Here is a 19,262-nt window from a genome sequence, read left to right as displayed (position 1 = left end):
GATCGGGAGAGACAATAACGGGATATAAATATTTATTCTAATTTATTTTATAAATTTTTGTGATTTATATAAATAAATAATTAGCTCAGGTTCACTCCTCAGCAACCGGGAAAATGCGGTGGAATAAAGCAGGTAATGCTTGCATGGAAGGAAAATTTCAAATTCAGGCGCCACACTTCGCCGCTTTTGTGCTACGGATGAAACCGGGTTACCAACGACAAATCCGTAGATCGCTCCCGCGCATACCGTCCCGGCGGACAACCCATGACCCGCTTAAAGGCCACGTTGAAGGCGCTTTCGGATTCGTAACCCAGTGCGCAGGCGATAACGGAAACAGACTCATGACCGCGTGCAAGTCGATCCGCAGCAAGCAACATGCGCCAGCGCGTCAGATATTCCATCGGTGTATCACCAACGATATTTTTGAAGCGGGCTGCAAAGTTGGAACGGGACATGCCTACATGTTTTGCTAAGGTCAACAGGTTCCAGTGGCGCCCCGGATCCGCATGCAGGGCAACCAGTGCCGCACCGATATGACGGTCGGCCATGGCGAATAACCAACCGGTCTCCTGCCCGGAATGATGCGCCAAGAACAACCGCAAAGCCTGAATCAACAGCACCTGCGCGAGATGGTTAGCCAGCAGATCACTACCGGGCTGCGGTTCACGCAGCTCCTGCATCAGTCGTTCTATAGATTGCTGCAGAGCGACCCGGTCTGATTCTTCGCGCACCTGAATAACGGGCGGCAAGAGGCCGAGCAAAATTTTTGCCTGTGGATCCACAAATTCGAAATATCCCCCGACCCCGCTGCAGTCTCCACCACCATTGAGCGTGACCACAGCTCCCATCTGGATGCCGGAAATCAGATCCATGACGTCCTGTGCAGGTGCCTCTGCATCACTGCCGAAGCGGAATGCACAATCGCGTGGCAACAGCACACAGTCGCCAGCCGTCAGCGCCAGAGGTGGATCTACTCCCTCCACCCATAACCAACAACGCCCGGTAGTCAGGGCATAGCACTTGATGCCCGGACCAGGAGGAAAATCCAATGCCCATCGGCCGGCAACATTAAGACCACGAGAGGCGTAGCTTCGCGGCCGGAGCAGAGACAACATATCCGAAAGAGGGTCCATGGATTGCCTTGAGGTATTGAGCCCGGTTGATAAAGTTAAAGTTTGCAGCGCATCCCCTTGTAAGCCATGCCAGATCAGTCGCGGAAATAATCACAGTTCTCAAGGTCATCAAGCAGGGACGGCCCACGCGGTTGCCAGTCCATCTGCTCGCGCGTCCAGAGGCTAGAGCTGGGGTTGTCCAGCGCAATAAACGCGCCCAGCCAACCATAGTGTTTCAGTGCTTCTTCGGGGGTCATGGAGCGGACCGGCAAATCCAGTCGCTGCCCAATCACGCCAGCAATATCACGCATCATAATACCCTCCTCGGCGACACCGTGATATCGGGCTCCAGCGCTGCCTTTTTCCAGCGCCAGCCGAAACAATTTTGCCGCGTCGTCATGGTGTATAGCCGGCCAGCGATTACAGCCATCGCCCACAAACGCCATTTCCTTTTTTTTACGCGCCGTCAGAATTATCTGCCGCACCAGACCGTTATCGCCCATACCGTGCACAGAGGGGGACAGCCGCACCATGGATGTGCGCACGCCTCGCATCGCCCAAGCTTCAAGAACCGACTCGGTGATTGCGCGACCATAACCCGGTGAAGCTGGATCGGGCTTATCTGCCTCCAGTGCAGGCAAGCCTCGCATGACACCAGTAGCGGCCATACCCAAAGTCCCAAACGTAGCCACCAACGGACGTTCTGAACCTTGCAAGGCAGCGCTCAGCGCATCTATGGCACGACGATCGGCGTCAGTCACCACTTTCAGAAAGCGTCCCACAATGCCACCCGGCACGCCACCCGCCAATATATACAGGCGGTTACGCCAGGAAGCATGGGATAAGCCATGTATAAAAGCCAGGTGGATCACGCCATCGCTGCGTGCCGCTGCGGTACGCAGACTCTCAAGGTCAGCCAGATGGCCCTGCTGCGGCTCTACTCCCTGCTTTCGCAGCAACGTAGCCGCCTGCCTGGAGCGGGCCAGTCCAGTCACATGGTGGCCATTTTCCTGCAACTCCCGCACAACCGCCCTGCCAATAAAACCGGTCGCACCGGTCACAAATACACGCATGCTGAGATTCCTTCGATGACCCTGGAAATCAGAAAATATACGCAGCCATGTCCGTAGTCACCATGTGTCAGACTCCGAAGTTTTTTTGCGATCGTCCAGTTTCATACCGCTCTGACTACGACGCACAGACCCTCTTCTGCCAGAAAGCCGTTCACCACCTTCATGTAAATTCAGAGATGATGACGCAACTCGGGCCACAGATGCAGCAGTCGGTCGGTAATGAATTGCTCCTGGGAAACGGAAAAGTCCAGGAACTTCTGTGCCGTAGACGACAAATGTTTACCCTTGGGATACACCAGAAACCATTGGCGCAAGATAGGAAAGTCCTCTGCCTCCAGCACCTCGATGGGACCACCAGTCCCCTCCAGCGCCAGGGAGTGGATGGAAAGAATGGATACCCCGAGGCCACTGGCCACCGCATGCTTGATCGCCTCGTTACTGCTCAGTTCCATGACAATATGGGGCCGCAGGTTTTTTTCCGCGAACAATCTCAGGTAGGCATGGCGCGTCCCCGAGCCCGACTCGCGAATCAGAAAAGGCGCCTTGGAGATGGCCGCCAGCGATACAGGTTTTTCCAGGCGGGTCAATGGGTGTCCACGCGGGACCATGACCGTGAGCGGATTCAAGGCAAAAGGAACTGACTCCACATCGACTTCGTCATCGGGTACCTGCCCCATCACATACAGATCATCCTCGCCGTTTTGGATGCGTTGGATAATCTCATCACGATTACTGACTTTCATACTGAATTCAATGCCCGGAAACTGCCCACCAAAAGCCGCCAGCAACTCGGGAGCAATATATTTGGCCGTTGTCACCACCCCCAGACGTAATTTTCCCCGGCGGATACCCTTGCGATCGGCGATTTGCGCCTCGAGGTCTTCAAAAGTGCGGAATAAATCCCGACAAGCCGCATACAAGTCCTCTCCAGCCCCCGTCGGCCGGATGGTCTTCCCCATTTTTTCGAACAAAGGCAGACCAATGGCCTCCCCCAATTTCTTCATTTGCAGCGAGATGGTGGGCTGCGCCAGGAAAAGCTCGTCGGCGGCTTCCGTAAAACTCCCGGTACGGATGATGGCCGCAAATATCTGCATCTGACGAAAGGTCACATGCCGTGAAAGAGAATGCAGGTTTTGCGTCATGGTTTCTCTGGATATGTGGCGGCTGAGTCGAGTAGAGAGAGCATCAGAGCAATCTACCGGTATTCATGCATTGTTGCCAAGCATGTGGCTGGATATTTTCCCGATATACTCCGCCGCATTGCCGCTTTCATCCACGCTGGAAGAGTCGCCATGCTCAGCATGTTTTTCGCGCCTCCATGCATGATGCGACCTCACGGCTTCCGAGTAGTCGATAGGCCCCCAACAGACTGTCCTAGTCAATGGGGCCTACCACAGTACTTCCTCGGGGTGCAGAGAACCCTGCCGCACGGTGCGGGTTCATGGGAAGAAAATGGAACTCCAAGCCCTTGCATTTGATTTAGATATGTTCTATTATTATTCAGTGTATATTACAGAACTGTGATATATCTTCCTCTATTCCACCACCGCAAGGAGATTCAGTGATGAAACTAACCAGTATGGAAGGCAAACATGTTCCTCAAGCAACTTTTCGTACCCGCGTAGACAACCAGTGGCGCGATGTCACCAGTGACCAGATTTTCAAGGGGAAAACCGTCATCGTGTTTTCGTTACCGGGTGCTTACACGCCCACCTGCTCTTCCAGCCACCTGCCCCGTTATAACGAGCTGGCTCCGACTTTCCACGAAAACGGCGTGGATGATATCCTCTGTTTTTCGGTCAATGATGCCTTTGTGATGGATGCCTGGGCCAAAGAACTGGGTGTGGAAAACATACACCTGGTGCCGGATGGTAACGGTGAATTTACCCAGGGCATGGGCATGCTGGTCGACAAAAGTGATCTGGGTTTTGGCAAGCGTTCATGGCGTTATTCCATGCTGGTTAAAGATGGGATCATTGAAAAAATGTTCATCGAACCCGACAAGCCCGGTGATCCTTTTGAAGTCTCCGACGCCGACACCATGCTCCGTTACATCAATCCTGAGGCTCGGGATCCGGAGTTCATCACGGTCTTTACTCGCGAGGGTTGCCCTCACTGCGCCCGGGCCAAGGCGTTGCTGAAAGAGCGGAATCTGGTTTTTGAAGAAATCCATACGGGGATGGGGACTGGAATCAGTTCTCGCAGCATTCGTGCAGTCAGTGGCCGTTCGACAGTTCCCCAGGTATTTATAGGAGGACGCCATATCGGCGGGGCGGATGATCTGGAAAAATACCTCCGCAAATAACTCAGAGCTAACCAGCGTCGTATTCTCCGGATACGACGCTTCACACGCGTATATAATCCGCCCGGCAAGACAATACTTGCCAGCACAAAAGGATGACAGTTGATGGACCACCAACCACCCTATGATTTGATTGTGATTGGCGGCGGTAGTGGCGGTATCGCCACTGCCAACCGCGCTGCCCAGTATGGGGCCAGAACCGCCCTGATCGCCGAAGGCCCGCTGGGAGGCACCTGCGTCAATGTCGGTTGTGTCCCCAAAAAAATATTCTGGAATGCCGCGCATCTGGCAGAACAGATGCGTATGGCCGAAGAATACGGCTTTACTCCAGTCGCGCCGGATTTTCATTGGGAACAGCTCAAGGCCCGAAGAGATGCCTATATTCATCGCCTGAATGGCCGCTATGCCCAGGGCTTGAATGGCAATGACGTCACCTTGCTGCGGGGTCACGCTCGTCTGCATGGGGCGCATCAGGTAGAAGTCGATGGCCAGATTCTGCAGGCAGCGCATATTCTCATTGCTACCGGTGGTCAACCAATGTGGCCGGATATTCCCGGCGCCGAACTGGGCATCACTTCGGATGGTTTTTTTGCGCTGAAACAAAAGCCACGCTGCGTCGCTATTGTCGGGGCAGGTTATATTGCTGTGGAGCTAGCCGGTGTTCTCCATGCCCTGGGCAGTGATGTTTCCCTGGTCATGCGCCGCCATCATTTTCTCAACGACTTTGAGCCCATGCTCCGCGAACATCTCATGGACGCCATGCTCCATCAGGGAATCAACCTGCTTGCCCAGCGTCAGGTCCGCGCACTGGAGCAACGGGAAGATGGTTTATGCCTGCATTTTCAGGATGGCGACTGCCTGGGCGGTCTGGATACGGTCATTTGGGCTATTGGCAGACAACCCAACAGCAGCGATCTGGGGCTTGAGAGTGTCGATATCCAGCAGGACGCCCAGGGATTTATTCCTGTTGACACCTTTCAGAACACCACCAGCTCCGGCATTTATGCCCTGGGTGATGTGACCAGAGCCCCCGCTCTGACCCCCGTAGCCATTGCTGCCGGGCGCCGACTGGCAGATCGTTTGTTTAACCAGCAAGCCGACCGTCATCTGGATAGTTCACTGGTGCCGACGGTGATTTTCAGTCACCCGCCCATTGCTACTGTAGGAATGAGTGAGACCGCCGCCCGGGAACAATACGGGGACGAGTCCGTCAAGGTTTACCAGACCCGCTTCACCCCCATGCTGCGCGCATTTTCCGAAGAGCCGGAAAAAACCGCCATGAAACTGGTAACGGTCGGCCGGGAGGAAAAAATTGTCGGCCTGCATGCCATTGGTGATGGCGTCGATGAAATGTTGCAGGGATTTGCCGTAGCTCTGCGCATGGGGGCCTGCAAGCGGGATTTTGATGACACCATTGCCATCCATCCTACCAGCTCCGAAGAACTGGTCACTTTGCGCTGATCGCTCACCCGAGCGGGCCGCGCAGGCAACATGACTGTATAAGTATAAGCAGTCTGTTACTTGCGCCGGCTGTGCAGGTGTTTGAGGGCTTCCGGCCCCACAGAAAGGCCGCAATCACACTGGGGGCAATCGGCCAGAAGGGGAACCGTACTGGCCAGTATCGACCGCACTCTTTCCATACCCTCATGCATTACCGCATCAATGGCTTCCATGGTAATGGGCTCACTGGACTTACCTGCCGCCGGATTGACGACCAGAGACAAGGGCGCATAACACAAGCCGATTTCCCGCGCCAAAACTGCTTCCGGGGCGCCGGTCATCCCGACAATGTCCCCGCCATCTCTTTCAATGCGCCGTATTTCGGCGATGGTTTCCAGGCGAGGACCCTGAGTTGCTGCATAGGTGGCCCCATCCAGCGCTGCGACATCCGACACTTTTGCTCCCTGCAGCAGGCGCTCGCGAATACTTCGACAATAGGGCTCGGAAAAATCAATATGTACCACCATGCTTTCGCCCCCTTCAAAAAAGGTGCCGGGGCGTCCACTAGTATAATCAATCAACTGATCCGGCACGCAAATGACACCGGATTGCATCGCTTCACTGATGCCACCCACCGCCGCCACCGCAATGACGTGCGTCACGCCCACATGGTGCAAGGCCCAGATATTGGCCCGATAATTCACCCGATGCGGGGGAATGGTGTGCCCATATCCATGCCGAGCCAGAAAAACCACTTCCTGTCCACCCAGATCCCCAAAAGTCAGGGGGCCGGAAGCTTCGCCGAAAGGCGTCCGCACCACCCGGCGATTGCGAATCTGCAGATTGTTAAGCCGGGTTAAACCACTGCCGCCAATAATGCCGACCACACCCATCAGTGATCCTCCGGGAGCACAAAAATGCCGGGGGCATTACGTCCCAGCCCTCGGGCATCCAGGCCATAACCAAATACGAAGCGATCGGGGACTTCCAGGCCCACATAATCTACCTGCAGATCGACAGAACGCGGCCGTATCTTGCTTACCATCACCGCTGTATGAACGGCGACGGCCCCTTCGTCCATGCAAAAATCCTGAATGGATTTGAGGGTGATACCCTCATCAAGAATATCATCCACCAGTAACACGATAGCGCCCGCGAGAGATTCCTTGGGACGGGTGCGCCACTGTAATTCACCACCACTGGTTTCCGAGCCATAACGACTGACCTGCACACAATCCAGGGTCATGGGAAAATGCAAATGGGGCATGAGTTGCCCTACCACCACAATCGCACCGGTCAATACACAGAGCAGGACAATCGGGCGATGGGGCGTCAGATGTTCAAGGTCTTTATTAATGGCAACGGCCATCCTCTGGATGGCCGCTTCCACCTCTTCCGCACTGAACAGGTGCTCAGCGGGTCCCAAATGGGTCGGTGTCATCTTGGCATCAATAGGTAAAGGTGACCACGTCGTCGTCCATGGCCTGCTCGATTACATAAGCGCCACCGACTACGTCAGATACTTCAGGAATCAGGTCTTCCTTGGTGCAATCCCACAGTTCGAGGGTGGGAGTACAAACAAAGAACTTCACGCCCGCTTCATGGGCATCCTTGATAAAATCATAGACACTCTTGGGGCTGCCGGGCATTACGAACATTTTTTCGGCCACACCCTTTTTGGCCAATTCACCAGCGCGAGCGGTCAGCACCACTTCCACATCAAAATCCATGGCAGCAGCTACAGTCGCCTGGAAGAAAGGTGCACCCAGCTCCTGGGGATTGGAAGGATCGGTGTTTACCATAACCATCAACAATTTATCAGCCATCTGTATCTCCTTAAAAATTCGGCCTGCACATCATAGCCGTCCCAATCCGCCACCGCACCATGAAATGATTGATTACACCATAAAAAGTCACGCATTCCAGGCGCTGCGCTTAGACGTCTTCTTCCTCTTCCAGCAAAATTTCACGACGGGTACGGGTACTGCGGGTGAGAATATCTCTTTCTTCAGCCAGTGCCCGCTTGGCGACCTGAATAGCCTCCAGTAGATCCTCGCGCTTGGACTCCATCAGATCACCACCGGCATCCATCAGCCTGGCGGTTTTTTCCTGAATTTCGTCAATCAGCACAGCAATACGTTCTTCAGCCAATGATTCGAGGTTGTAAAAGCGCTCTTTACCCTTATCCATGGCTCTGCGTAATTCCTGGCGGGTTTCTGCACCACTGGCAGGGGCCAACAGCAAAGCGCCCACTGCTCCAACCAGAATACCCACTACAAAACCTTCCGCGTTTCTCATGGCCTTTCTCCTCGCCGTTTCCGGCTTTACCGTTTTCGTGAAAAATAGCGCCAGCCGGTGCGCAACGCCCGGTACCACATACCGAGCTCCTGCACTGGCTGAACCAGGGTTTCGGTAGTTTCCATAATTTCCCGACTGAGATATTTCATCGTGGAATCCACCCTGCTCATTTGTGCCCGACCGACCTGGGTCATTTTCTTGATGTCTGCCAATGCCGACTTAAGCTCGAAAAGGAGCGGGCCGACATCCTGTTCGGCGCGAGCCAGCAATCTTTCCAGGCGCAGGAAGGTGCGGATAAACACGCCCGCAGTCACCGCAATGATCAGCAAAATAATGATCATGACGACGGCAATAACGGTAATACCTGCGTCAATACCCATACTTCCTCCCAGCACTTGAAAACGCGTGACAAGCTGTCGACAACCATAAATATCAGCCCGGCCACCATATAGAACCATTATAGGCAGTAACGGCCCGCCGGGTAAAATACTTCCCCTCTTATCCGCTGCTGCTGTGGAAATGCTGCCACAACAACAATAGTAACAAGATAACGCCGGCACTGCTCAACACGAACACTGCTGCAGCTCCGCAATCCTTGGCGCGAGCTACCAGGGGATGAAATTCAGGGCTAACCAGATCAGCCAGGGACTCCAAAGCCGTATTCAATAATTCTGCTGCCATCAACATGGCCATGAGCAGCAGCGCCATTCCCCACCACATCAGCGAAGCATGTACCCATATCAAAACCACCACAGTGCCGGATAATGCCCATAATTCCGCACGGAAACTGGCTTCTTCCCGGGCGGCTATACCCAGTCCGTGGAGGCCGTAACGGGCACGTCGCCAGATGGGCTGGTTTTTATTCACCAGCCACCCTGCTCACGCAGGGACAAGGGCTCCCCATCACCCACAATAAAATGGTCCAGCAAGCGCAGATCCAACAATTGCATGGCACTTTCCAGCCTTCGGGTCAACGCCAGGTCCGCAGAGCTGGGCTCTGCCACCCCGGAGGGGTGGTTATGGGCGACGATCAAAGCGGCCGCATTCAATTCCAAGGCTCGCTTGAGGATTTCCCGAATATGTACCGTTGCTCCATCAATGGTCCCCGAAAACATTTCTTCCCACTTTATAACCCGATGTCGGTTATCCAGAAAAATCACAGCGAATATTTCCCGGCAGCGATCACGCAAACTGGCCGACAAATACTGGCGCACTCGTTGTGGTGAATCCAGACAGCCACCCCTTTGCCATTCTTCTGCCAGATGTCGGCGCCCCATCTCCAATACCGCCTGCAGTAAAGCATATTTCGCATCGCCCATGCCATGATAAGCACAAAACTGGTCACGGCTTGCCGTCAACAAGGCGCGCAGCCCGCCAAAGCCCTGCAACAATTCCCGGGATACATCCACCGCGCTCTTCCCAACCACGCCAACCCGCAAGAAAATCGCCAGTAATTCGGCATCCGACAAGCTCTGGGCGCCTTGCTGTAGCAACCTCTCCCGGGGACGCTCGTCCACCGGCCAATCAGTAATAGCCATTTGCTCCCTCCTTCCCTTACACTGGGATTATCATGAGTACTCTATTCAACACGACGGAACCCTTGGCTGGCAAACGAATTCTACTGGGAATTTGTGGCAGCATCGCCGCCTATAAAAGCCCGGAACTCGTCCGTGCGCTGACCCGGCTGGGCGCCGAAGTAAGGGTGGTGATGACCCGCAGTGCGGGCCAGTTTGTCACCCCCATCACATTACAGGCGCTGAGTGGCTATCCGGTGCGTCAGGATTTGTTTGCCGCCGAAGAAGAAGCGGCCATGGATCATATTCGTCTGGCGCGCTGGCCGGACGCCGTTGTCGTCGCCCCGGCATCCGCTCACAGCCTGGCCCGCTTTGCATTGGGCCTCGGCGATGATCTGCTCAGCACCCTGTTGCTGGTAACCCGGGCGCCGGTTTTTCTGGCTCCAGCCATGAATGCCAGCATGTGGGCACATCCTGCTACCCAGGCGCATGCGCGGCAACTCTGCGAATATGGGGTGCAGCTTCTCGGGCCGGAGGCTGGCGCTCTGGCCTGCGGTGAAGAGGGTGCGGGACGCATGCTGGAACCGGAACAGATTGTCGCGCAACTACATCTGGCCTTGGCGCCGAAAATGCTCGCCGGTAAACAGATACTCATCACTGCAGGACCAACCTGGGAAAGCCTGGATCCAGCCCGGGGCCTCAGCAATCGCGCCAGTGGCAAGCAAGGCTTCGCCCTGGCCCAGGCCTGCGCCGAAGCGGGTGCCCAGGTGCAGCTCATCAGCGGCCCCAGCCAAGAAGCAACCCCTCCGGGCGTATTACGGGTAAATGTCACTTCTGCCCAGGAAATGCTCGAAGCCACCCTGCGGGCATTGGCAACTCCCACAGATTTATTTATTGCCAACGCCGCTGTAGCCGACCATCGCCCGGCACTGCAAAGCACGCAGAAACTACCCAAAACAGCCCTGTCTGAATCGCTGACCTTAATCGTCAATCCAGATATTGTGTCCACCGTCAATCAGCACGCCCTGCGCCCGCGTGTCATCGTCGCGTTCGCGGCGGAAACCCGGGATCATCTCGCATCAGCACGCAACAAAGCCGCGCAGAAAGGCGCAGATATCATAGTAGTCAATGACATCAGCCACAACGAGACGGGAATGGGTGCTGAGAGCAATGCCTGTAGCATTATTGAGGGATCAGATCTGACCGAAATCCCGACCTGCAGCAAAATCGACCTGGCCAGGCACCTGATCCGCCATATCGCAGAAAATCACTTCGCTTTAAAGGTTACCGAGCACCATGGAACAGTTACAAATTCGCATTCTTGATCCGCGCATCGGCAAGTTATGGCCACTTCCACATTATGCTAGTGAAGACGCTGCCGGCATGGATTTACGGGCCTGCCTGGAAGCCCCTTTACATCTGTTACCGAACACCGTGGAACTCATATCCGCAGGTTTTGCCATGCATATCGCGGATCCCGGAGTCACCGCATTATTACTCCCACGTTCGGGACTCGGTCATCGCGGACTGGTGTTAGGTAATCTTACCGGGGTCATTGATGCGGATTATCAGGGGCCGGTCAAAATGTCCCTGTGGAATCGCGGGCAGGAAGCCATCATCATCGAACCCGGAGAACGGGTCGCGCAGATGGTACTGGTCCCCGTCATCCGGCCGAAAATTCTGGTGGTTGAAACCTTTGCTGCCACCGAAAGAGGTAGTGCCGGTTTCGGCAGTACCGGACAGCAGTAAGCGCTCAGATTATTTTTTGGGCATATAAACAGCGCAGTAACCGCGCGGACTGATTTTACCGGCGACCACTTTGCAGGCTCCATCTTCATTGGGCTTGGCCCCGGGAATGAAGAACTTGCAATTGCTGCACATTTCCTTGCCATTGGGGTGCGTCACATATTGTACCGATGCCTGTGTAGCCTTGCTGGTTGCAGCTTCGGCCACGTTAGCCAGCACCGCAGGCGCCACGGCTGCGGCAATGACCACCTTCCCACTGGATTTGAACCATTCACGACGGGTGAACTTCTGCATACATCACTCCTTTTGGTTGCATATCGCCAGAAAAGCGATACCTCACCAATATAGTACAAAGTGATGTTGAATGTGTAGCAGAAAAAGACCAGGAACCAAACAAAACCGGCCAGGACTGAGGTCACTGGCCGGTTCCAGGAGCTTGTCGCACAGCTAGGAGATCAGGAAGCTTCAGCTGCTGCCTGACGATCCACCAGCTCAACAATGGCCAGAGGGGCATTGTCACCTGCCCGGAAACCATATTTGACGATCCGTAGATAGCCACCGGGACGCGCTGCATAATGGGGGCCCAGATCATCAAAAAGCTTGACCACCGCCTGACGATCACGCAAACGGGAGAAAGCGAGACGCCGCCGAGCAACCGTAGCTTCCTTGGCCAAGGTGATCATGGGCTCCGCAAAACGCCGCAGTTCCTTTGCTTTAGGGAGCGTGGTCACAATACGCTCATGGTGAAACAAGGACACCATCATATTGGCAAACATGGCTTGCCGATGGCTGCTATTTCTATTTAATTGCTTACCACTTTTGCGATGACGCATAACCCATTCCTTCTACCAAATTCTGAACATTAGCCGTTGGCATCAACGTCTGCGCTGCGCCCGGCGACCGGAGGCAGGTTTTCCGGAGGCCAGTTCTCGATACGCATACCCAGACTGAGACCATGGGCCACCAGCACTTCCTTGATTTCGGTGAGTGACTTTTTGCCGAGATTGGGGGCTTTCAATAGCTCCTGCTCGGATTTTTGGACCAGATCACCAATGTAAAATATATCCTCTGCCTTGAGACAATTGGCAGAGCGCACGGTCAGTTCCAGATCATCTACCGGACGCACCAGCAGTGGCATCTGATCCTGCCCACTCTGGGCCTGCGAGGCTTCGGGAGCTTGCTGATTTTCAGCGCCGGCGAGCACACCCAATTGACTACGAAGAATACGTGCAGCCTCCTGAACCGCCCACACCGGATCAACCACTCCATTGGTCTCCACATCCAGTACTAAACGATCCAGATCCGTCCGCTGTTCCACACGGGCACTTTCAACCTGATAGCTGACCTTCAAAACCGGGCTGAAGCTGGCATCCAGGGCCATCACCCCGATGCGCTTTTCGTGATTATGGCGACGACTGGCGGCGGCATCATATCCCCGACCTTCATCAATGCGTAGATGCAGAACCAGCTCCACGTCCCGGGTCAGGGTAGCAATGACTTGATCAGGATTGGCCACTTCAATACCGTGCTCGGAAACAATATCCGCACCGGTCATCATTCCCGGTCCCCGTTTCTGCAGCTTCACCTGAACATCACTGCGTCCTTGGGAACGAACCGCAAGCATTTTCAGGTTAAGCAGAATATCTACAACATCTTCCTGCACCCCTTCAATACTTGAATATTCATGCAGAACGCCTTCAATCTCTACCTCGGTCACCGCAGCCCCCTTGAGAGAGGAAAGCAGAATGCGACGTAAGGCACTGCCCAAGGTGTGACCGAAACCACGTTCCAGAGGGCCCAAAGACAGACGCGCACGACGTGCAGAAATTTCTTCAATATCTACGCCCTGGGGGCGCAACAGATCACCAACATCAGTCATAAGCTTTCCTCAACCCCCGGTCTTACTTAGAGTACAACTCCACGACGACCTGTTCGTTCAAATCCGGTGCGATATCTTCACGCGCTGGCATGGCTTTGATGGTGGCACTCAGCGATGCGGCATCCATACTCACCCATTCCGGAAAACCCCGACCGCCTGCCGCTTCAACCGCAGAGACAATGCGCACATGCTGACGGGCTGACTCGGCTACACTCACCACATCTCCGGCCCGCACCTGGTAAGAAGGAATATCGACACGACGACCATTTACGAGCACATGACCATGACGAACCACCTGCCGTGCTTCAGCACGAGAAGCACCAAAACCGAGACGATAGGCCACATTGTCCAGACGAAGCTCCAGCAAACGCAAGAGGATTTCACCGGTAACGCCACGCTTTTGACTCGCCTGCTCAAAATAGCGGCGGAACTGCCCTTCCAGAACACCATAAATCCGGCGAATTTTCTGCTTTTCACGCAGCTGACCGCCGTACTCACTGACTCTTCCCCGGCGCTGACCATGTTGACCCGGCGCATAGGCGCGAATACTTACCGGACACTTATCCGAAAAGCACTTTTCGCCTTTCAAAAAAAGCTTGCCACCTTCACGGCGACATAAACGACAACTGGGACCCGTATATTTAGCCACTAACAACCTCCACCTAAAATTTATACACGCCGCTTTTTAGGCGGACGGCAGCCGTTATGAGGAATCGGCGTGACGTCGCGAATACTCGCAATGCGAAAGCCGATAGAATGCAATGCCCGAACCGTACTTTCCCGACCTGGTCCGGGGCCACGCACTTCTACATCCAGATTCTTGACACCATATTCCTGCGCTTTTTTCCCAGCGTTTTCCGCTGCCACCTGAGCGGCAAAGGGAGTACTTTTACGCGATCCGCGGAAACCCGAACCACCAGAACTCGCCCAAGTCAAAACATTACCCTGACGATCGCTGATGGTAATGATGGTATTATTAAAGGATGCATAAATATGCGCGACCCCGTCGAGCACGTTCTTCTTTACTTTCTTCCGCACGCGGGAGTTTGTCTGTGTTTTCGCCATTACCGGAATCTTCCTAGTTAACGTGTGATCGATTTGGCAGGACCTTTACGAGTCCGTGCGTTCGTCTTGGTGCGTTGCCCATGAACCGGGAGCCCACGGCGATGCCGTATGCCCCGATAGCAACCGAGATCCATCAAGCGTTTGATGTTCATGGTGACCTCACGACGAAGATCACCTTCAACCAGAAACTTGGCCACCTCGGCACGAATGCGTTCCAGCTCCGGTTCGCTGATGTCCTTGACGCGCATGTCAAAAGCAATCTCCGCCGCAGTCAAAATACGTTGCGAACGGTTTCTGCCAATCCCGTAAATATAGGTCAAGGCAATTTCAATTTGCTTGTTGTTTGGAATATTTACACCAGCAATGCGGGCCATCCGCAACTCCTCCAAAAGACCAAGTGGGACAAGCCCACAGACTGATAAATTTAGCCGCCTTAACCTTGACGCTGTTTGTGACGGGGCTCCACACAAATAACCCTTACAACGCCGTTTCGACGAACAATCTTACAATTACGACATAATTTTTTTACAGACGCCCTGACTTTCATCACATTCCCCTATTTGGCACGATATATAATGCGACCCTTGGTTAAATCATAGGGCGTCATTTCTACAGTCACCTTATCACCTGGCAAAATGCGGATATAATGCATTCGCATTTTGCCAGATATATGGGCATTGACCACATAACCATTTTCGAGTCGCACCTTGAAGGTGGCACTTGGCAAGTTTTCAATGACCTCACCCTGCATTTCCAGAGTATCTTCTTTCGACATCTAATCCTTATCCCTCACCGCTTCCACGATTCTGGCAAAAACCACATCTGTCTCACCATGACCATCAATACGGTGATAGGCAGGACGATCGTGATAATAAGCCACCAAGGGGGCTGTTTCAGCTTCATAAACAGCCAACCGTTTTCTGATTACATCTGGATGATCATCTTCCCGTTGAACCACATCAGCACCGCAAATATCACACTTACCACTGGTCTGGGCAGGGTGATACAGCACATGATAGATGGCCCCACACCCGGAACAGACACGCCTTCCAGAAAGTCGCTCTACAATCTCTTCATCGTCAAGAGCGATATGCAGCACCGCAGAAATCTGACTCCCACCGCGCTCTAACAAGGCATCCAGCGCATTCGCCTGATGAACAGTCCGCGGAAATCCGTCAAAAATCACACCCGCCAGAGCATCTTCTAAAGTCAAGCGTTCGGCGACAATATCCATGATGATATCATCGCTGACCAAAGCGCCTGAATCCATCACTGCAGCTGCACGTCGACCAATTTCACTGCCAGACTGAACAGAGGCGCGGAGCATATCACCCGTAGAGACATGAGGCAAGTGTAAATATTGAGACAGACGTTGAGCCTGCGTCCCTTTACCTGCTCCAGGAGCCCCCAGAAAAATAATATGTTTGGCCAAGCTTAACGTCCGCCCAGTGGGTTTTTGCGAATCAAGCCTTCATATTGATGGGTTAAGAGGTGACTCTGAATCTGACCCATAAGATCCATCATGACTACTACCACAATCAAGAGGCTGGTACCGCCCAAATAAAAAGGTACATTATATTCCACGATGAGAAACTCGGGTAACAAGCACACCAAGGTCAGATAAATAGCCCCCCAGAGGGTCAGGCGAGTCAAGATCTTGTCCATGTACCGGGCCGTATGTTCACCAGGACGAATACCCGGTACAAAAGCTCCCGATTTCTTGAGATTGTCAGCCGTATCCCGGGGATTGAAAACCATCGCCGTATAAAAGAAGGCAAAAAACACAATGGCTGTCGTAAAGACCACCACATACAGTGCAGATCCGGGACTCAAGGCCTGACCGAAACGCGCCAGCCATTCCATTCCTGGCACATGCGCAAACCAACCGGAAAGGGTGGCTGGTAGCAACAGAATACTGGTAGCGAATATGGGCGGAATAACACCACTCATATTGACCTTGAGAGGCATATGGGTACTTTGCCCACCATAAATCTTGCGGCCAACCTGCCGCTTGGCATACTGAATTGGCAATCGCCTTTGTGCGCTTTCCATAAACACCACGAAGGCCGTTACCAGCAGTGCCAGCACAAAGAGAGCGACTACAAAAAGAGGTTGAAACTGTCCTGTTTGCATCAATTCGAAGGTTGTACCAATGGCATCAGGCAAACCCGCTACAATCCCGGCAAAAATGATCAAAGAGATACCGTTACCAATTCCACGCTCGGTAATCTGCTCTCCAATCCACATCAGGAATACGGTTCCGCAAGCCAATGAAATCGTGGTGGTAAACAAAAACAAAGGACCCGGATCAATAACCACGGGCACATGGCCGGCGTGCATCTTTTCAATGGCCACAGCAATACCAAGGCCTTGCATCAGAGCCAGGCCCACAGTGGCATAACGCGTGTATTCGGTAATTTTACGGCGACCGGATTCCCCTTCTTTTTTCAGTTCTTCGAGCTTGGGGAAAACCGAACCAGCCAACTGAAAAATAATTGAAGCACTGATATAGGGCATGATTCCCAGCGCAAAAACCGTAAGACGCGACAAAGCACCACCTGAGAACATGTTGAACATGCCCAGGATGGTGCCCCTTTGTGCATTGAAAAAAGAGGCCATAGCCGCAGGATCAATACCCGGAACCGGAATATGGGCTCCAATCCGGAACACCAGTAAGGCACCCAGCAAAAAAAGAATGCGGTTACGTAATTCATTGATCTTACCAGCACCTTGTGCGGCGCCTGCGATATTACGTAACCCGGCCATTATTCTTCGACCTTTCCACCAGCACTTTCAATAACGGCCTTGGCACCCGCAGTCACCCGTAAACCACGAACTGTAATGGCTTGGTCGAGTTCTCCAGTCATAATGACCTTCACCACATCGGGGCTACCGCGCACTATACGGCGCAGGATCAGTGCTTCCATATTGACCACGCCGTCAATGGCGGCATTTTGCAATTGGGTCAAGGTAACCTCACAACTTCTCGCCCCCAAGGTATTCCGAAATCCTCTTTTCGGAATGCGGCGCTGCAAGGGCATTTGTCCGCCCTCAAAACCCACCTTATGGTAGCCACCAGAACGGGCATGCTGGCCCTTATGACCCCGTCCGGCAGTTTTGCCAAGACCACTGCCAATACCGCGACCAACACGGCGACGATCTTTTTTAGCACCTTCTGCTGGCGCAATCGTGTTTAGTTTCATGACAACTCTTCCCAGCGCAAAAGATAAGGCACTTTGTTCACCATGCCACGGATTTCAGGCGTATCTGGACGTTCAACCGTATGATTGGTCCGACGCAAACCAAGACCAGTGATCACCCGACGATGTTTTTCAGTCACGCCAATTAAACTTTTTACCAGCGTGATGCGTAATTGTTTACTCATCGTGACCTCCATCACCAAGAATTTCCTTGAGACTCTTGCCACGTTTCATGGCAATGGCCTGAGGGCTGGAAAGTTGATTAAATGCATCAAAGGTCGCACGCACCACGTTGATGGGATTATTAGAGCCCAAGGACTTGGCTACGACGTTGCGCAAACCAACCGCTTCACATACGGCACGCATGGCGCCCCCAGCTATGACGCCACTACCTTCGGGAGCGGGACGCAACATTACCCGAGCAGCGCCATGACGACCTTCGACGGGATACGGAATGGTACCGCCGCGCATCAAGGGGATTTGTGTCATCCAACGACGGGCTTGATCTGTGGCCTTCTGGATACCGGCTGGCACTTCCTTGGCCTTACCACGACCAAAGCCAACCTTACCATCACCATCACCCACCACCATCAACGCCGCAAAACCGAATTGTCGACCGCCTTTGACCACTTTGGACACACGATTGATATGGATCAACTTCTCCTGCATACCATCGCTGGGTTGATTATCCCGATTTTCCCTTGCCATTTTTCAGATCTCCGTCAGAACGACAATCCGCCCTCACGGGCGGCGTCAGCCAGGGCTCGCACCCGACCATGATAACGATAACCGCTTCGGTCAAAAGCAACTTCTTTAACACCCGCAGCCAATGCTTTGGCAGCCACACGTTGACCAATAGTCACAGCAGCAGCCACATCCGCCCCACGCGGCATGGTCGCCCGAACTTCACCTTCAACGCTCGATGCCTGGGCAATGACAATCCCTTTGGAATCGTCTATAACTTGCGCGTAAATATGTTTTCCCGAACGGAAAACGCAAAGTCTGGGCTTGGCCTGCGAAGCGATCCGGGCACGAGTTTTCCGAGCACGACGGAGTCTAGATAAATTTTTATTCATGATTTAACCTGCCTCAACCATTATTTTTTCTTGGCTTCTTTACGACGGACATTTTCACCAGCATAACGCACACCTTTGCCCTTATAGGGTTCCGGGGGTCGGTAGGCGCGGATGTCAGCGGCAATTTGACCAATTTTCTGTTTATCGATGCCCTTGATCACGATTTCCGTTTGTGTAGGCGTTTCAATCGTAATATCTTCAGGAACAGGATAATCCACTGGATGCGAAAAACCGAGACTTAAACTCAAGGTCTTGCCTTTTGCCTGAGCCCGATAACCCACACCAATAATTTCGAGCTTCTGCTCGAAACCGACTGAAACGCCGTGTACCATATTGTTTAGCAATGCACGCATGGTCCCACCAAACGCATTATGACCCTCGGTCCACTCCAAGGTCGCAATCCCGTCTTCTACCTGGAGGCTGACACTGGGATGAAAAGGCGTGGTCATTTGCCCTTTGGGGCCTTTAACATGCAAATGCTGGTTGTCAATGCGCACATCCACGCCCTTGGGTAGTATTACTGGTTGTTTCCCTACTCGAGACATGCCTCATCCCCT

At 53.5% G+C, this 19,262-nt stretch carries 29 protein-coding genes; 4 read left to right on the top strand and 25 right to left on the bottom strand.

Translation table 11 applies throughout. The features are described from left to right. Positions 1–191: 191 nt before the first annotated feature. The 3 genes from B1757_RS01650 to B1757_RS01640 all read right to left on the bottom strand — a co-directional run bounded on the left by B1757_RS01650 (position 192) and on the right by B1757_RS01640 (position 3,327). A complete protein-coding gene (locus B1757_RS01650) occupies positions 192–1,133 on the bottom strand; it encodes an AraC family transcriptional regulator (RefSeq protein WP_101536658.1) in 942 nt (313 codons plus the stop codon). Positions 1,134–1,207: 74 nt separating this feature from the next. Then, positions 1,208–2,185 (bottom strand): SDR family oxidoreductase, encoded by a 978-nt coding sequence (locus B1757_RS01645; RefSeq protein ID WP_101536657.1) that lies wholly within the window; start codon positions 2,183–2,185, stop codon positions 1,208–1,210. A 170-nt stretch (positions 2,186–2,355) separates the two neighbouring features. Beyond that, on the bottom strand, positions 2,356–3,327 hold the full coding sequence (locus tag B1757_RS01640) for a LysR family transcriptional regulator (RefSeq protein ID WP_101536656.1): 972 nt from the start codon (positions 3,325–3,327) through the stop codon (positions 2,356–2,358). A 422-nt stretch (positions 3,328–3,749) separates the two neighbouring features. Here B1757_RS01640 and B1757_RS01635 point away from each other — a divergent pair, with 422 nt between their 5' ends. Together B1757_RS01635 and gorA are read left to right on the top strand one after the other, a co-directional pair. Then, on the top strand, positions 3,750–4,490 hold the full coding sequence (locus B1757_RS01635; RefSeq protein WP_101536655.1) for a glutathione peroxidase: 741 nt from the start codon (positions 3,750–3,752) through the stop codon (positions 4,488–4,490). 102 nt (positions 4,491–4,592) lie between these two features. Continuing rightward, entirely contained in the window at positions 4,593–5,948 is a 1,356-nt protein-coding gene (gene gorA, locus B1757_RS01630) for a glutathione-disulfide reductase (protein WP_101536654.1), read from the top strand. Between the two features lie 56 nt (positions 5,949–6,004). Here gorA and B1757_RS01625 read toward each other — a convergent pair whose 3' ends face one another. The 7 genes from B1757_RS01625 to radC all read right to left on the bottom strand — a co-directional run bounded on the left by B1757_RS01625 (position 6,005) and on the right by radC (position 9,763). Next, positions 6,005–6,820 (bottom strand): S-methyl-5'-thioinosine phosphorylase, encoded by an 816-nt coding sequence (locus tag B1757_RS01625; RefSeq protein WP_101536653.1) that lies wholly within the window; start codon positions 6,818–6,820, stop codon positions 6,005–6,007. Further along, positions 6,820–7,368: a hypoxanthine-guanine phosphoribosyltransferase gene (locus tag B1757_RS01620; protein WP_101536652.1), complete on the bottom strand. Its 549-nt coding sequence runs from the start codon at positions 7,366–7,368 to the stop codon at positions 6,820–6,822. The genes B1757_RS01625 and B1757_RS01620 overlap by 1 nt, the downstream gene beginning before the upstream one ends. Positions 7,369–7,375: 7 nt before the next feature. Beyond that, positions 7,376–7,753, bottom strand: coding sequence for a DsrE family protein (locus B1757_RS01615; protein ID WP_010641460.1), 378 nt, complete (start codon positions 7,751–7,753; stop codon positions 7,376–7,378). Between the two features lie 109 nt (positions 7,754–7,862). Then, complete coding sequence (locus tag B1757_RS01610; RefSeq protein ID WP_101536651.1) at positions 7,863–8,225, bottom strand: YtxH domain-containing protein; 363 nt, start codon at positions 8,223–8,225, stop codon at positions 7,863–7,865. A gap of 26 nt (positions 8,226–8,251) precedes the next feature. Then, positions 8,252–8,605: a hypothetical protein gene (locus tag B1757_RS01605; RefSeq protein WP_101536748.1), complete on the bottom strand. Its 354-nt coding sequence runs from the start codon at positions 8,603–8,605 to the stop codon at positions 8,252–8,254. A 118-nt stretch (positions 8,606–8,723) separates the two neighbouring features. Continuing rightward, entirely contained in the window at positions 8,724–9,092 is a 369-nt protein-coding gene (locus B1757_RS01600; protein ID WP_101536650.1) for a diacylglycerol kinase, read from the bottom strand. Beyond that, the gene (gene radC, locus B1757_RS01595; protein WP_101536649.1) at positions 9,089–9,763 is read right to left on the bottom strand and encodes a RadC family protein; all 675 of its coding nucleotides are present in this window, start codon (positions 9,761–9,763) and stop codon (positions 9,089–9,091) included. Before radC ends, B1757_RS01600 begins: the two co-directional genes overlap by 4 nt. A 32-nt stretch (positions 9,764–9,795) precedes the next feature. On the opposite strand from radC, the gene coaBC reads away from it, so the two are divergent. Both coaBC and dut read left to right on the top strand, forming a co-directional pair. Then, positions 9,796–11,064 carry a bifunctional phosphopantothenoylcysteine decarboxylase/phosphopantothenate--cysteine ligase CoaBC gene (coaBC, locus tag B1757_RS01590; RefSeq protein ID WP_172437556.1) on the top strand — a complete coding sequence of 423 codons (1,269 nt, stop codon included), beginning with the start codon at positions 9,796–9,798 and terminating at the stop codon, positions 11,062–11,064. After that, positions 11,036–11,488, top strand: a complete 453-nt coding sequence (gene dut, locus B1757_RS01585) for a dUTP diphosphatase (protein ID WP_101536647.1) — start codon at positions 11,036–11,038, stop codon at positions 11,486–11,488. The genes coaBC and dut overlap by 29 nt, the downstream gene beginning before the upstream one ends. Positions 11,489–11,497: 9 nt before the next feature. On the opposite strand, the gene B1757_RS01580 is transcribed toward dut, so the two are convergent. From B1757_RS01580 to rplF, 15 genes are all read right to left on the bottom strand, one after another. Further along, on the bottom strand, positions 11,498–11,779 hold the full coding sequence (locus tag B1757_RS01580; protein WP_101536646.1) for a high-potential iron-sulfur protein: 282 nt from the start codon (positions 11,777–11,779) through the stop codon (positions 11,498–11,500). 161 nt (positions 11,780–11,940) lie between these two features. Next, complete coding sequence (gene rplQ / locus B1757_RS01575) at positions 11,941–12,318, bottom strand: 50S ribosomal protein L17 (protein ID WP_101536645.1); 378 nt, start codon at positions 12,316–12,318, stop codon at positions 11,941–11,943. A 29-nt stretch (positions 12,319–12,347) separates the two neighbouring features. After that, entirely contained in the window at positions 12,348–13,364 is a 1,017-nt protein-coding gene (locus B1757_RS01570; RefSeq protein ID WP_101536644.1) for a DNA-directed RNA polymerase subunit alpha, read from the bottom strand. Positions 13,365–13,386: 22 nt separating this feature from the next. After that, positions 13,387–14,013 (bottom strand): 30S ribosomal protein S4, encoded by a 627-nt coding sequence (gene rpsD, locus B1757_RS01565; protein ID WP_101536643.1) that lies wholly within the window; start codon positions 14,011–14,013, stop codon positions 13,387–13,389. Between the two features lie 20 nt (positions 14,014–14,033). Further along, complete coding sequence (rpsK, locus tag B1757_RS01560) at positions 14,034–14,429, bottom strand: 30S ribosomal protein S11 (RefSeq protein ID WP_010639656.1); 396 nt, start codon at positions 14,427–14,429, stop codon at positions 14,034–14,036. 17 nt (positions 14,430–14,446) lie between these two features. Next, positions 14,447–14,803 carry a 30S ribosomal protein S13 gene (gene rpsM, locus B1757_RS01555; RefSeq protein ID WP_101536642.1) on the bottom strand — a complete coding sequence of 119 codons (357 nt, stop codon included), beginning with the start codon at positions 14,801–14,803 and terminating at the stop codon, positions 14,447–14,449. 59 nt (positions 14,804–14,862) lie between these two features. Continuing rightward, entirely contained in the window at positions 14,863–14,976 is a 114-nt protein-coding gene (rpmJ, locus tag B1757_RS01550) for a 50S ribosomal protein L36 (RefSeq protein WP_009568281.1), read from the bottom strand. A gap of 9 nt (positions 14,977–14,985) precedes the next feature. Beyond that, positions 14,986–15,204, bottom strand: coding sequence for a translation initiation factor IF-1 (infA, locus tag B1757_RS01545; RefSeq protein WP_010639668.1), 219 nt, complete (start codon positions 15,202–15,204; stop codon positions 14,986–14,988). Continuing rightward, a complete protein-coding gene (locus tag B1757_RS01540) occupies positions 15,205–15,861 on the bottom strand; it encodes an adenylate kinase (protein WP_101536641.1) in 657 nt (218 codons plus the stop codon). It lies immediately after the preceding gene. Positions 15,862–15,863: 2 nt separating this feature from the next. Continuing rightward, positions 15,864–17,195 (bottom strand): preprotein translocase subunit SecY, encoded by a 1,332-nt coding sequence (secY, locus tag B1757_RS01535; protein ID WP_101536640.1) that lies wholly within the window; start codon positions 17,193–17,195, stop codon positions 15,864–15,866. Next, positions 17,195–17,632: a 50S ribosomal protein L15 gene (rplO, locus tag B1757_RS01530; RefSeq protein ID WP_101536639.1), complete on the bottom strand. Its 438-nt coding sequence runs from the start codon at positions 17,630–17,632 to the stop codon at positions 17,195–17,197. The genes secY and rplO overlap by 1 nt, the downstream gene beginning before the upstream one ends. Further along, positions 17,629–17,814: a 50S ribosomal protein L30 gene (gene rpmD / locus B1757_RS01525; RefSeq protein ID WP_101536638.1), complete on the bottom strand. Its 186-nt coding sequence runs from the start codon at positions 17,812–17,814 to the stop codon at positions 17,629–17,631. The genes rplO and rpmD overlap by 4 nt, the downstream gene beginning before the upstream one ends. Beyond that, entirely contained in the window at positions 17,807–18,337 is a 531-nt protein-coding gene (gene rpsE / locus B1757_RS01520) for a 30S ribosomal protein S5 (RefSeq protein WP_101536637.1), read from the bottom strand. Before rpsE ends, rpmD begins: the two co-directional genes overlap by 8 nt. Before the next feature lie 14 nt (positions 18,338–18,351). Continuing rightward, positions 18,352–18,705 carry a 50S ribosomal protein L18 gene (rplR, locus tag B1757_RS01515; RefSeq protein ID WP_101536636.1) on the bottom strand — a complete coding sequence of 118 codons (354 nt, stop codon included), beginning with the start codon at positions 18,703–18,705 and terminating at the stop codon, positions 18,352–18,354. 20 nt (positions 18,706–18,725) lie between these two features. Beyond that, entirely contained in the window at positions 18,726–19,250 is a 525-nt protein-coding gene (gene rplF, locus B1757_RS01510; protein WP_101536635.1) for a 50S ribosomal protein L6, read from the bottom strand. Positions 19,251–19,262 lie beyond the last annotated feature (12 nt).

Source organism: Acidithiobacillus marinus, from assembly GCF_002847505.1.
Classification (GTDB): domain Bacteria; phylum Pseudomonadota; class Gammaproteobacteria; order Acidithiobacillales; family Acidithiobacillaceae; genus Acidithiobacillus; species Acidithiobacillus marinus.
Note: the sequence above shows the minus strand (reverse complement) of the source record. Positions and strands in the feature narration are given on the sequence as shown.

Bases quoted from the DNA above. Each gene is read 5' to 3' on its own strand.
- secY (WP_101536640.1), bottom strand. From the start codon at position 17,195: ATGGCCGGGTTACGTAATATCGCAGGCGCCGCACAAGGTGCTGGTAAG.
- B1757_RS01605 (WP_101536748.1), bottom strand. From the start codon at position 8,605: ATGGGTATTGACGCAGGTATTACCGTTATTGCCGTCGTCATGATCATT.
- dut (WP_101536647.1), top strand. From the start codon at position 11,036: ATGGAACAGTTACAAATTCGCATTCTTGATCCGCGCATCGGCAAGTTA.
- B1757_RS01650 (WP_101536658.1), bottom strand. From the start codon at position 1,133: ATGGACCCTCTTTCGGATATGTTGTCTCTGCTCCGGCCGCGAAGCTAC.
- rpmJ (WP_009568281.1), bottom strand. From the start codon at position 14,976: ATGAAAGTCAGGGCGTCTGTAAAAAAATTATGTCGTAATTGTAAGATT.
- B1757_RS01580 (WP_101536646.1), bottom strand. From the start codon at position 11,779: ATGCAGAAGTTCACCCGTCGTGAATGGTTCAAATCCAGTGGGAAGGTG.
- B1757_RS01570 (WP_101536644.1), bottom strand. From the start codon at position 13,364: ATGACTGATGTTGGTGATCTGTTGCGCCCCCAGGGCGTAGATATTGAA.
- B1757_RS01615 (WP_010641460.1), bottom strand. From the start codon at position 7,753: ATGGCTGATAAATTGTTGATGGTTATGGTAAACACCGATCCTTCCAAT.
- radC (WP_101536649.1), bottom strand. From the start codon at position 9,763: ATGGCTATTACTGATTGGCCGGTGGACGAGCGTCCCCGGGAGAGGTTG.
- gorA (WP_101536654.1), top strand. From the start codon at position 4,593: ATGGACCACCAACCACCCTATGATTTGATTGTGATTGGCGGCGGTAGT.
- B1757_RS01620 (WP_101536652.1), bottom strand. From the start codon at position 7,368: ATGACACCGACCCATTTGGGACCCGCTGAGCACCTGTTCAGTGCGGAA.
- rplO (WP_101536639.1), bottom strand. From the start codon at position 17,632: ATGAAACTAAACACGATTGCGCCAGCAGAAGGTGCTAAAAAAGATCGT.
- rplF (WP_101536635.1), bottom strand. From the start codon at position 19,250: ATGTCTCGAGTAGGGAAACAACCAGTAATACTACCCAAGGGCGTGGAT.
- B1757_RS01640 (WP_101536656.1), bottom strand. From the start codon at position 3,327: ATGACGCAAAACCTGCATTCTCTTTCACGGCATGTGACCTTTCGTCAG.
- rpsE (WP_101536637.1), bottom strand. From the start codon at position 18,337: ATGGCAAGGGAAAATCGGGATAATCAACCCAGCGATGGTATGCAGGAG.
- B1757_RS01645 (WP_101536657.1), bottom strand. From the start codon at position 2,185: ATGCGTGTATTTGTGACCGGTGCGACCGGTTTTATTGGCAGGGCGGTT.
- B1757_RS01610 (WP_101536651.1), bottom strand. From the start codon at position 8,225: ATGAGAAACGCGGAAGGTTTTGTAGTGGGTATTCTGGTTGGAGCAGTG.
- rpsM (WP_101536642.1), bottom strand. From the start codon at position 14,803: ATGGCCCGCATTGCTGGTGTAAATATTCCAAACAACAAGCAAATTGAA.
- rplQ (WP_101536645.1), bottom strand. From the start codon at position 12,318: ATGCGTCATCGCAAAAGTGGTAAGCAATTAAATAGAAATAGCAGCCAT.
- B1757_RS01625 (WP_101536653.1), bottom strand. From the start codon at position 6,820: ATGGGTGTGGTCGGCATTATTGGCGGCAGTGGTTTAACCCGGCTTAAC.
- B1757_RS01635 (WP_101536655.1), top strand. From the start codon at position 3,750: ATGAAACTAACCAGTATGGAAGGCAAACATGTTCCTCAAGCAACTTTT.
- coaBC (WP_172437556.1), top strand. From the start codon at position 9,796: ATGAGTACTCTATTCAACACGACGGAACCCTTGGCTGGCAAACGAATT.
- infA (WP_010639668.1), bottom strand. From the start codon at position 15,204: ATGTCGAAAGAAGATACTCTGGAAATGCAGGGTGAGGTCATTGAAAAC.
- rplR (WP_101536636.1), bottom strand. From the start codon at position 18,705: ATGAATAAAAATTTATCTAGACTCCGTCGTGCTCGGAAAACTCGTGCC.
- rpsK (WP_010639656.1), bottom strand. From the start codon at position 14,429: ATGGCGAAAACACAGACAAACTCCCGCGTGCGGAAGAAAGTAAAGAAG.
- rpmD (WP_101536638.1), bottom strand. From the start codon at position 17,814: ATGAGTAAACAATTACGCATCACGCTGGTAAAAAGTTTAATTGGCGTG.